The organism is Flavobacterium sp., from assembly GCF_043778725.1.
Lineage (GTDB): Bacteria > Bacteroidota > Bacteroidia > Flavobacteriales > Flavobacteriaceae > Flavobacterium.
This window is the reverse complement of record NZ_JAYWFT010000006.1, coordinates 15,651-27,588: the sequence shown is the minus strand read 5'-3', so window position 1 is coordinate 27,588 and position 11,938 is coordinate 15,651. Positions and strand designations below refer to the sequence as shown.

Below are 11,938 nucleotides of genomic sequence, written 5' to 3'. Positions count from 1 at the left end.
CTATTATCTGTATTTTCTAATAAAGATCGTCTGTTCTTAAATTTAAAAAGCGTTGTGTGGCAAAGTGAGTGCTTATCCAAGTTATTAAAACGCCAAGAACCAAAACGCCTAATAATACTATAATTGTTAATGGAATGTCTTTAAGAATATCTAATCCTGGATAATTTATAGACACATAAGTCAATACACCAAGTAATGCTAAAACTGCTAAAACCGAACCTATAAATCCTAAAATAATACTTTTTCTAACAAATGGTTTTCTAATAAAAGCTTTAGTTGCACCAACCATTTGCATTGTTTTTATGATAAATCTATTGGCATAAATAGAAAGACGCATCGAACTGTTGATTAATAAAACCGAGATAAAAGCAAATACTCCGCTGATGATTAAAATCCACATACTTATGGTTTTTACGTTGTCATTTACTAACGTAATTAATTGCTTGTCATAAACCACATCGGCAACCATTGTGTTTTTACGAATTTCACTTTCTACTTTAGAAAAACCTGGATTGGTAACATAATCTGCTTTTAAGTGAATGTCATAAGAGTTTTGTAACGGATTTACACCCAAAAACTGCATAAAATCTTCGCCAATAACCTCTTTGTGCTGTTTGGCAGCAACTTCCTTAGAAACATATTTGAAGTCTTTAGCAAACTTGCCTGCTTTCATTTCTGCTTCAAATGCTTTAAAAATCGTATCGTTAGCTTCATTTTTAAAGAAAACCGTCATTACAATATCTTCTTTAAAATTGTCTGATAATCTTCTAGAATTGATGATAAAAAGTCCAAGTAATCCCAGTAAAAACAATACTAGAAATACACTCAAAACAACCGAAAAATAGGAAGAAATCAATCTGCGTTTCTGAAACTTATCAAAATTTGATGCCATAAGTACTAAATTAAGCGGTAAAAATAATAAACAATTTCTTTATTCATAGTTTATAACGTTTAAAGTTTTGACTTTAGTACAATAAATGTAAATTTGTGACCGATTAGCGTAGACATTAACTTTCGATTAACTTTCAAGCTTTTAAGTAAAAAAAATAACAAAGTAAATTCTTACAAGTAAATGTGTTTTAAAAACGATAATTTTGTAATAAATTAAAATAAAACTAGGTTACTAGGATTTTAGTCAAACTTGAACTCTTTATTTAGAATCTCAGTAACTCATAATCTTAGCGACTCAGAAACTTAAAATATGAAATACCATCACGAAAAAATCGAAGCCAAGTGGCAAAAATATTGGGCAGAACACCAAACTTTTGCTGCAGCAAATCATTCGGATAAACCAAAATATTATGTTTTAGATATGTTTCCTTATCCATCAGGAGCAGGTTTGCACGTTGGTCATCCGTTAGGATATATTGCTTCAGATATTGTTGCCCGATTCAAACGTCACAAAGGTTTTAACGTTTTGCATCCGCAAGGTTATGATTCTTTTGGATTACCTGCAGAGCAATATGCTATTCAAACTGGGCAACATCCAGACACAACCACCAAAGAAAATATTGCGCGTTATCGTGAGCAACTAGATAAAATTGGATTTTCATTCGATTGGAGTAGAGAAGTGCGCACGTCAAATGCCGATTATTACAAACATACACAATGGATTTTTATTCAGTTGTTCAATTCATGGTACAATAAAAAAACAGACCAAGCCGAAGATATTTCGACCTTGATTACCATTTTTGAAATGGCAGGAAATTCTACAGTTCAAGCTGTTTGTGACGATAATATCGAAATATTCTTCCCTTCAGATTGGAAGTTTTACTCAGAAGAGAAAAAACAACAAATACTATTGCAATACCGATTGACTTATTTGGCAGAAACCGAAGTAAATTGGTGTACAGCGTTAGGAACAGTTTTAGCCAACGACGAAATTGTAAACGGTGTTTCAGAACGTGGCGGACATCCTGTTATTCGTAAAAAAATGACGCAATGGTCCATGCGAATTTCTGCTTATGCCGAACGATTATTGCAAGGTTTAAACGATATTGATTGGAGTGAAAGTATCAAAGAATCACAACGAAACTGGATAGGAAAAAGTATTGGAGCAACAGTAAGGTTTCGAGTTCCGAGTTCCGAGTTTCAAGTTGACGGCACATTAAACCCAAAACCCGAAACCCAAAACTCACAACTTTTTATCGAAGTGTTCACAACGCGTCCTGATACAATTTTTGGTGTGACTTTCATGACTTTAGCACCAGAACATGACTTGGTCTCGCAAATTACAACGCCAGAACAAAAAGCTGTGGTTGATGCTTATGTTGAAGCAACAGCAAAACGTTCAGAAAGAGAACGAATGGCCGATGTAAAAACCATTTCTGGAGTTTTCACTGGTGCGTTTGCCGAACATCCATTTACTAAAGAACCAATTCCGGTTTGGATTGGCGATTACGTTTTGGCTGGTTATGGAACAGGTGCAGTGATGGCAGTTCCGTGTGGTGACGAAAGAGATTATGCTTTTGCAAATTTCTTTAAAGGTCAAAATGGTATGCCTGAAATTAAAAATATTTTCAATAAAGATATTTCTGAAGCGGCTTATGGTGAGAAAAGCGGCTTCGAATTGGTAAACTCTGATTTCCTTAACGGATTAGATTACAAAGAAGGAACAAAAAATAGCATCGAAGCATTAGAAAAAATCCATCAAGGAAAAGGCAAAACCAATTACCGTTTGCGTGATGCGGTTTTCTCTCGTCAAAGATATTGGGGTGAACCATTTCCGGTGTATTATGTAAATGGATTGCCACAAATGATTGATGCCAAACATTTGCCAATTGTGTTGCCAGAAGTTGAAAAATATCTACCAACCGAAGACGGACAACCGCCATTAGGAAACGCAACTAATTGGGCTTGGGATAGTGAAAAGTTGCGAGTTACGAGTTGCGAGTTGATTGATAATGTGACTGTTTTTCCTTTAGAATTGAATACCATGCCAGGTTGGGCAGGAAGTTCGTGGTATTGGATGCGTTATATGGATGCACACAACGAAAACGAATTTGCAAGTAAAGAAGCATTAAACTATTGGCAAAACGTAGATTTATATATTGGAGGAAGCGAACACGCAACAGGACATTTATTGTATTCTCGTTTTTGGAATAAATTTCTAAAAGATAGAGGCTACGCGCCAACCGAAGAACCCTTCAAGAAATTGATCAATCAAGGAATGATTTTAGGAATGAGTGCGTTAGCTTATAGGTTAGAGTTATCTACTCATGTTTTTGGAAGTTTTGAAAGAGGAGATAGAACAAGTCTTGAATATATTGATAAAATAAAGAATGTTTTAAGTTCTATACTTGTTTCTAAAAGAATTGTTGAGGAGAATAATTTAGAAGAGTTGGATTTAATTATTAAAAATGAATACTCAAATCTAATTTTTAATGATAGACTTAAGAAAACTATAGATGAATTAAAAACAAATGATTCAAGAATAATAAACATAGGAGTTAATATTGTCAACATAAGTAAAATTCATGTCGATTTATCAGTAATAAATGACATCACAAACGAGTTAAACATCGAAGCATTCAAAAATCATCCGTTATATTCTGATTATAAAGACGCCGAATTCATTTTAGAAAACGGTAAATACATTGTTGGTCGCGAAGTAGAAAAAATGTCAAAATCAAAATACAATGTAGTTAATCCAGATGATGTTTGTAATGATTATGGTGCGGATACGTTGCGTTTGTATGAAATGTTTTTGGGTCCGTTGGAACAAGCAAAACCTTGGAATACTGCCGGAATTACAGGCGTTTCAGGTTTCTTGAAAAAACTGTGGCGTTTGTACTTTGATGAAAATACAGGTTTGAATGTTTCTAACGACGAACCAACAGCTGAAATGTACAAATCATTGCACAAAACCATTAAGAAAGTTACCGAAGATATCGAGAATTTCTCATTCAATACTTCAGTTTCGCAGTTTATGATTTGCGTGAATGAATTGGCTACATTAAAATGCAACCACAGAAAAATTCTAGAACCTTTGGCAATTCTAGTATCACCTTATGCGCCGCATATTGCTGAGGAATTATGGTCGCAATTGGGTCATCAAGGTTCGGTTTCTACAGTTGATTTTCCTGTTTGTGAAGAAAAATACTTGGTAGAATCGGAGAAAGAATATCCAGTTTCGTTCAACGGAAAAATGCGTTTTACGATTAAATTGTCTTTAGATTTAACGGTTCCGCAAATACAAGAAATTGTACTCGCAGACGAACGCACCATCAAGCAATTGGACGGAAAAACACCTAATAAAGTAATCATCGTTCCAGGAAAAGTGATTAATTTAGTAGGATAAATAAAACAGATTTACAATAAAAATCCAAATATTGAGTTTTCTCTTGATATTTGGATTTTTCTATTTTTAACCTTACAATTTTAACCAATGAAAAAAATTAGCACATTATTTCTATTAACTATTTCGGCAATTAGTTTTGGTCAAGTCAAAGATTCTGTGGCTTCCAAAAAAGTTAAAACTGATCTCTATGTAGGTTTTGGCGCTCAGGTTCAAGACGATTTAAACATAAATAAAAACTTAAGATTTAAAAATCTACCCGAAGTTCAAAAAGTTATTTCTGAATTTGTCGTTGGAATGAATGTCTTCGGTGAAAAATTTTCAGGTGCAGGCGAATTTGGATTTATGTATTCCAATCCAGAGAAAAATGGAAGTAAGAATAAATATTATGCTTTTAATTCACGTTTAAAATTTCATTACAATCTAATCAATGAAGAAAAAATTGCGTTTACTAGCGGCATAAATATTGCTTCAACAGCAAGCACTTTAGATGTTTATTCTTCTTCAAATACAATAGATTTAAACGATTTGGAACCCAATAATAATAGCGGACATTTGAATCTTAGAAATCAAATGTATTATGCTGGCCCATCACTATCGGTGTATTTGTTTAGAAAATCATTTCCAATTCAAATTAATGCAGCCTACGAAATTGGCTTTACAAGAGGAAGATGGAAATCTGATTTTGGATCGGTTTTGAATACCGTTAACGAAAGCGGAAAAAATCGTTTTGTTTTTGGAATTACCTTATTATAAGAAGTTTGATTATTAATTCGGAGAAAACCTTGTGAGAAATTGCAAGGTTTTTTTGTGGTATTACATTGACGAAATGTCAGTTTTTTGCGTTTTAAAATATAAAAACAGAATTTGGCTTATAATTTGATGCTTGTATTATAATTTAAAATCTAAACAATTATGTATTTTATATTAATAGGTGTTATTGCATTATTCAGTTGGTTAATTAGTTCAAGACTAAAGAGCAAATTTGAACAATATTCAAAAATCTCATTACGCAACGGAATGTCTGGTGCAGAAATAGCAGAAAAAATGCTTGCAGATAACGGAATTCGTGATGTAAAAGTTATTTCTACGCCAGGACAATTAACCGATCATTACAATCCTGCTGATAAAACAGTTAATCTAAGTGAGGCAGTTTATAACCAACGAAATGCGGCTGCGGCTGCCGTTGCTGCTCACGAATGTGGTCACGCTGTGCAACATGCACAAGCTTATCAATGGTTGACAATGCGATCTAAAATGGTTCCAGTTGTAAATGTTTCTTCAAGTATGTCACAATGGTTAATTATTGGTGGATTGATGCTTGGAATTGCTTCTAAAGGAACATCAATCGGATTTTATGTTGCTGTTGCGGGTCTAATTTTAATGGCAATTGCCACACTATTCAGTTTTATTACTTTACCTGTCGAATATGATGCTAGCAATAGAGCTTTGGCTTGGTTAAAAAATAAAAATATGTTGAAGAAGAATATGCTGGAGCAGAAGATGCTTTAAAATGGGCTGCAAGAACTTATGTAGTCGCTGCTCTTGGAGCTTTGGCATCATTGCTATATTGGGCTTTCCAAGTTTTTGGAAGAAGAAATTAAAGAATATAATTCTATGTAGAAAAACCGTTTTATTTTTAAATAAAACGGTTTTTTTTATTGTTTAGCAGTAGTTAAAATTATAAAAATTGACAACCAAACTACACCATGAATTGTAATGCATTTAATATAGTTTTTGCCTCCAAACAGCTGACGAATTAAGTGAACCATAAAGTAAACCAAACTAATAGGTATGAAAATATACAATAAAACAATACCAATATTAGGAGATTTACTGTCGCCTGGAAATAATTCGAAACATATTCCTGCAATTAATATATAAATTATATAAAATGCGAGTGTTACGCTTTCTTTTGAAAATTTGTTGAGGTTCATTTTTTTATTTTAATATTTTTGTCATTTTGATTTTTCGGAAGAAATTACATTAAGAAAATTGCTTTATGAGATTTCTATTGTGTTGAAATAACAAGTTTCAGATTTAATTTAATTTTTTTTATTCTAATCTGTCACCCTGAGCGCAGTCGAAGGGTTTTATAGTTGAATTTGTCGTTCTATTTGTTGTTCTAAAGAGATGAAGGTTTCTGTTCTTGAAACGCCATCAATGGGTTGGATTTTCTTGTTTAATAATTGCATCAAATGTTCGTTATCGCGACAGATAATTTTAATTAAAATACTCCAATTTCCTGTGGTGTAATGGCATTCTAAAACTTCGGGAATTTTTTTTAATTCTTTAACTGCTTCCGAATTGCTTGCGGCTTTCTCTAGATAAACGCCTATAAAAGCCATAGTTTTGTAACCTAAAACTTTGTTGTTTACAATAAATTTAGAACCCGAAATTACGCCAGCATCTTCTAGTTTTTTCAATCGTTGGTGAATAGCTGCGCCAGAAATTCCTATTTTATTTGCGATTTGTAAAATGGGTTTTCGGGCATCTTCCATTAAATCACGAAGGATTTCTTTGTCTATTCCGTCAATTTCTATTTGTAACTGATTTATTTTCATAGGTAATGAATTTAAAGCAAAAGTAGAAAATTTGTTTTATATTGTAATTAAATTGCGTTAAATAAGGCGTTATAAAATAGAATTTGTTTAAAATTTTGAATTTTACAAAAATGAAAAACTTTTTAGCCCTGATGCAAGGGAAAAACCTCGTCTTTTTTTTGGCGAGTTTTGGAAAGGCAGCAGGAATAAGGAAACCCAAAAAGCGCAAAACATTCGCTCCAAAAAAACTTAATTTGTTGTTGCTAATTTATCAGGATTATACCCAACGTAAGGCATTTCTGTTTCTTTGAAAATAACGCCAAATTCTTCTAACTCTTTCAAGATTGGAAGGTAAACTTCTTCACGAATTGGCAATTGTACGCCTGGAGTTTTTATATTTCCGTTTAAGATTTGTAATGTTGCCATTGCTACAGGTAGTCCAACGGTTTTTGCCATAGCAGTATAGGTTTGGTCGTCGCCAATACAAACCATTTTAGAATCTATTTGGTGTTGCTCGCCATGAAGTTCGTAGCCAAATTTGTGGTACATTACAATCATGTCTTTGTCGTGTGGTTGTAGTGTCCAAGAATCGTTAAGAATACGTTCTAGAATTTGTGCTGGAGTTGCATTTTTTAGTCCAACTATTTTAGTGGGATTGAATAAATCTAGCTCTAGAAGTTTGTCCCACATGATGTCATCTTGCTCTATATTTAATGCCATACGCATTTTAATTTCGACTGAATCTGTTGGATGAAATGGCAAAAACGAATTGACAAAATCACGGTAACTCATGGTTTCTGAATTTTCCATAACATAGGCATCGTCTGTCATGCCAAGTTGTACAAACATGTTCCAAGCTTTAGAAAATCCAACTCTTCTAATGGTTCCACGATATAAAGTAAGTACATCGTCAAGACCATAAACGCTTCGGTATTTTAGAGAATCGCGGTTGGCATAACCTTCAAATTTTCCGTAACCTTCTACGCCTAAAAATTCGGTTCTTCTAAATAATTTGTGATACGGAATGTATTTGTATTTTCCTTCCTGAATAAATTTTGCCGCGCCGCCTTGTCCTGCTAAAACTACGTTTCTTGGTGCCCAAGTGAATTTGTAATTCCAAAGATTGTTGTCGCTTTCTGGAGCTACTAATCCGCCACAAAAAGATTCAAATAAAATCATTTTTCCGCCTTTGTCACGAATTTCATCAATAACTTTCATGGCGCTCATGTGGTCAATTCCTGGATCGAGCCCAATTTCATTCATGAAAATTAAGTTGTTTTCTTTGGCTGCAGCATCCAATTCTTGCATCGCGTCTGAAACGTAAGAAGCAGTTACCATGTGTTTTTTAAATGTGACACAATCTTTTGCTACGTCAATATGCATGTGCGCAGGCAACATAGAAATTACGATATTGGCTTTTTGAATTTCGGAATTTCGTTGCAGTTCGTTATGGATGTCCAATTGAATTGCAGTAGCATTAGGATGATTATTGGTTTTTCTTTGGGCTAATTCTAGTGATAAATCACCAATTGTTACATGAAGATTTTGTTCGTCAGATTTGTTTAATAAGTATTGAATCAATGAAGAAGCCGAACGTCCAGCACCAATAATCAAGATATTTCTCATGAGTTTGTTTGTAAAATAGGCTGCAAAGCTATATAAATTTCAATAAAAAAATTCCAATTTCCACGTTAATATTTGGAAATTGGAATTTTACTATTTAGAAACTGTTCTTGTTTATTCTAATCCTTCAAGTTCTTCCAAATCTTTTTTGGCTTCTTGCTTGGTTTCTATTTTTTCTTGTTCAAATTTAGTGTCAACGGCAACTTCATCTTTGACTAGGAAGGTTTTTCCTACTACAACCAAGCCACAAATATAAGCGATTATAAAAAGTCGTTTTGGCAACTTTCGTTCTTCAATTGTAGATTTCTTGAAAGCGATAAATATAAAAAGTAGTGCTAAACCAATTGGTGCCAATGCCAAAGTATCTAACGGAAGTGCCGAAAAAATAACACTTACAACGGTGAAAATAATTGCTAAAATTAAAAAAGTCTTTCTCATATTAAATGCCAGTTGCTGAAGTTAATTTTAATTCGCCAGTTCCAACAGGAATACTAAATTTCATTAAAACAGGAACTTTTTTAGTATCGGCAGTTAAGTAAATTAAGTTTTTATCTTTTCCTTTTAAAACATCAGTTTTTGCGCCAATAGAAAGTTTGTAGCAACTTTTAGATCCTAAGTTTCCGGCAGAAACAGTTTCTAATCCTAATAATTTGATGGTAACAGGAATTTGTTTTTCGTCAAAAACTATTGTGAATGATTGTGCTTGTCCCGTTTTCATTTTGGCCAAATCCATAGTTCTCAATTTGTACATTACAGAAACTACATCTTGCGTTGAACCGCCAATTGTAAATGTTTTAGTGGTTTCGGGCTTGTTTCTTTTTTTTGCTGTGCTTGTTACCGAGTTTCCTTTAAAAACATATTTTTCTTTTTTGGTCCATCCGCCTTCGTCAATGCTTCTTTTGTATAAGCTAGGTTTTAAAGTGATTGGATCAACATAAGATTCATATAAATCTCTAATTTTAAAAAACTTATCCCATTTTGCATAGGTTGCCAATTCGCAATTCAAATGTAAATATGAGTTTTTAGAAGTCGAGACGATGTCTGTTGATAAAGTAACTTGTGCCAATTGCGTCATTAAACCGCTCATATTGTAGGAACCAGCAAAAACTAATTTTTCACCAGATGGAATTGCAACATTGTTTTCGGTTTTAAAAGAACAGAAAATTAAAACAGTGGCTACGATAAATAAAATCTTTTTCATGTCTAAAAATTAAGGTGCAAATATAAAAGTTTAAAATTGTTAATGTCAAAAAGAAAACATAAAAGTCCTTTCTCAATTGATACATAACAGATAAATTTGTATAAAATTATATCAAAAGTAAAAATGGACAAAAAAATTCTTTCAACAGCAGGTTTTTTCGGAATGACAGCAATTGTTTTAGGAGCATTTGGCGCGCATGCTTTAAAAAAAGTATTAACAATAGATCAATTAGCAACTTTTGAAACTGGTGTAAAATACCAAATGTATCATGCCTTATTTTTGTTGTTTTTAGGATTAAATGCACATTTATCACATAAGATTAAGAAAACAATTTTGATTTTAACAATTTTGGGTGTAATTCTGTTTTCGGGATCAATTTATTTGTTGGCTACAAATAGTTTGACATCTTTTGATTTTAAGGTCATAGGATTTGTTACTCCTATAGGTGGATTACTATTAATAGTGGCTTGGAGCGTTTTAATGATACATTTCTTAAAGAAAAAAGCATAATTTTTTAATTAACTACAACGTTGTAATAATTAATTTTTACCTTTGCAGTCTAATTATTATTGCAACAAATTAATTTTCTATGGAGAATACTGCCCATTTTACGAAATCGATTTCGTTAGAAAAATACGGAATCAAAAATGTTCAAGAAATTATTTACAATCCATCATTTGAATTTTTATATAATGAAGAATTAAATCCGAGTTTAGAAGGCTATGAAAGAGGTCAACTTACCGAACTTGGAGCTGTAAATGTAATGACAGGTGAATTTACAGGACGATCGCCAAAAGATAAATATATTGTTAAAGATAGTGTTACTGAAAATACCATTTGGTGGAATTCTGACAAGGCAGTAAACGATAACAAACCACTTTCGCAAACCACTTGGAATGCTTTAAAAGAAAATACAGTTAACCAACTTTCCGGAAAAAGATTATTTGTTGTTGATGCTTTTTGCGGAGCTAACGAAAACACACGATTAAAAGTACGCTTCATTATGGAAGTGGCTTGGCAAGCACATTTTGTGAAAAATATGTTCATTCGTCCAACAGAAGAAGAACTTGAAAATTTTGGTGAGCCCGATTTTATTGTAATGAATGGCTCAAAAACAGAATTCAAAGATTTTGCAGCGCACGATTTAAATTCAGAAGTTTACGTAGCTTTCAATTTAACCGAGAAAATCCAATTAATTGGAGGCACTTGGTATGGTGGCGAAATGAAGAAAGGATTGTTCTCTATGATGAATTATTATTTGCCATTACAAGGAATTGCTTCTATGCATTGTTCGGCAAATAAAGGAAAAGATGGTGATGTTGCTGTTTTCTTTGGATTATCTGGAACTGGAAAAACTACACTTTCTACCGATCCAAAACGCGAATTAATTGGCGATGACGAACATGGTTGGGATAACGACGGTGTTTTCAATTTTGAAGGCGGATGTTATGCAAAAACCATTGATTTAAGTAAAGAAAACGAACCGGATATTTTTGGTGCAATTACCAAAGATGCGTTACTAGAAAACGTAACAGTTGATGCCAACGGAAAAATAGATTTTAAAGATGGTTCTGTAACTCAAAACACGCGCGTTTCTTATCCAATAAATCACATACATAATATTGTAAAACCAGTTTCTAAAGCTGGTCATGCAACTAAAGTTATTTTCTTAACAGCAGATGCATTTGGAGTAATGCCGCCAGTTTCTAAATTAACTCCAGAACAAACCAAATATTATTTCCTTTCTGGTTTCACGGCTAAATTAGCTGGAACAGAACGCGGAGTAACCGAGCCACAACCAACTTTTTCTGCTTGCTTCGGAAAAGCATTTTTATCACTTCATCCCACAAAATATGGTGAAGAATTGGTAAAAAAGATGGAGCAACACAACGCCACAGCTTATATGGTTAATACTGGTTGGAACGGATCAGGCAAACGTATTTCTATAAAAGATACGCGCGCTATTATTGATGCAATTCTTGATGGTTCTATCGAAAAAGCCGAAACTAAAACTATTCCAACATTCAATTTTGTAGTTCCTACGGCTTTGCATGATGTGAATCCGGCGATTTTAGATCCAAGAGATACGTATGAAAATGTAACCGAATGGAATACAAAAGCTACCGATTTAGCATCAAGATTTATTAAGAATTTCGTTCAATATACCGATAATTCAGAAGGTCAGAATTTAGTAAATGCTGGTCCACAATTATAAAAGAATAACAAACAAACTAGACCTAAACAAGAGGAGAAAGTTCGGCAGAGATGCCGGAC

The 11,938-nt window shown here is 33.3% G+C and carries 10 protein-coding genes and 1 pseudogene; 5 read left to right on the top strand and 6 right to left on the bottom strand.

Annotation, left to right across the window (positions count from 1 at the left end):
• Window positions 1-16: 16 nt before the first annotated feature.
• Window positions 17-892: a cell division protein FtsX gene (locus ACH2CG_RS01240; protein ID WP_395061392.1), complete on the bottom strand. Its 876-nt coding sequence runs from the start codon at window positions 890-892 to the stop codon at window positions 17-19.
• A gap of 309 nt (window positions 893-1,201) precedes the next feature.
• On the opposite strand from ACH2CG_RS01240, the gene ACH2CG_RS01235 reads away from it, so the two are divergent.
• The 3 genes and pseudogenes from ACH2CG_RS01235 to ACH2CG_RS01225 all read left to right on the top strand — a co-directional run bounded on the left by ACH2CG_RS01235 (window position 1,202) and on the right by ACH2CG_RS01225 (window position 5,901).
• On the top strand, window positions 1,202-4,300 hold the full coding sequence (locus ACH2CG_RS01235) for a leucine--tRNA ligase (RefSeq protein WP_395061390.1): 3,099 nt from the start codon (window positions 1,202-1,204) through the stop codon (window positions 4,298-4,300).
• 87 nt (window positions 4,301-4,387) lie between these two features.
• On the top strand, window positions 4,388-5,053 hold the full coding sequence (locus ACH2CG_RS01230) for a hypothetical protein (protein WP_395061388.1): 666 nt from the start codon (window positions 4,388-4,390) through the stop codon (window positions 5,051-5,053).
• 159 nt (window positions 5,054-5,212) lie between these two features.
• A pseudogene (locus ACH2CG_RS01225) lies at window positions 5,213-5,901 on the top strand (zinc metallopeptidase).
• A gap of 54 nt (window positions 5,902-5,955) precedes the next feature.
• Here the strand turns inward: ACH2CG_RS01225 and ACH2CG_RS01220 are convergent.
• From ACH2CG_RS01220 to ACH2CG_RS01200, 5 genes are all read right to left on the bottom strand, one after another.
• Complete coding sequence (locus ACH2CG_RS01220; RefSeq protein WP_395061386.1) at window positions 5,956-6,234, bottom strand: hypothetical protein; 279 nt, start codon at window positions 6,232-6,234, stop codon at window positions 5,956-5,958.
• 156 nt (window positions 6,235-6,390) lie between these two features.
• Window positions 6,391-6,861 carry an Lrp/AsnC family transcriptional regulator gene (locus ACH2CG_RS01215; RefSeq protein ID WP_395061384.1) on the bottom strand — a complete coding sequence of 157 codons (471 nt, stop codon included), beginning with the start codon at window positions 6,859-6,861 and terminating at the stop codon, window positions 6,391-6,393.
• Window positions 6,862-7,089: 228 nt separating this feature from the next.
• The gene (locus ACH2CG_RS01210; protein ID WP_395061382.1) at window positions 7,090-8,466 is read right to left on the bottom strand and encodes a saccharopine dehydrogenase family protein; all 1,377 of its coding nucleotides are present in this window, start codon (window positions 8,464-8,466) and stop codon (window positions 7,090-7,092) included.
• Between the two features lie 111 nt (window positions 8,467-8,577).
• Window positions 8,578-8,901, bottom strand: a complete 324-nt coding sequence (locus ACH2CG_RS01205) for a hypothetical protein (protein ID WP_395061380.1) — start codon at window positions 8,899-8,901, stop codon at window positions 8,578-8,580.
• 1 nt (window position 8,902) lies between these two features.
• The gene (locus ACH2CG_RS01200; protein ID WP_395061378.1) at window positions 8,903-9,664 is read right to left on the bottom strand and encodes a DUF3108 domain-containing protein; all 762 of its coding nucleotides are present in this window, start codon (window positions 9,662-9,664) and stop codon (window positions 8,903-8,905) included.
• A 123-nt stretch (window positions 9,665-9,787) separates the two neighbouring features.
• Here ACH2CG_RS01200 and ACH2CG_RS01195 point away from each other — a divergent pair, with 123 nt between their 5' ends.
• Window positions 9,788-10,174: a DUF423 domain-containing protein gene (locus ACH2CG_RS01195; RefSeq protein ID WP_395061377.1), complete on the top strand. Its 387-nt coding sequence runs from the start codon at window positions 9,788-9,790 to the stop codon at window positions 10,172-10,174.
• Between the two features lie 79 nt (window positions 10,175-10,253).
• Window positions 10,254-11,879: a phosphoenolpyruvate carboxykinase (ATP) gene (gene pckA / locus ACH2CG_RS01190; RefSeq protein ID WP_395061375.1), complete on the top strand. Its 1,626-nt coding sequence runs from the start codon at window positions 10,254-10,256 to the stop codon at window positions 11,877-11,879.
• The last annotated feature ends 59 nt before the right edge of the window (window positions 11,880-11,938 follow it).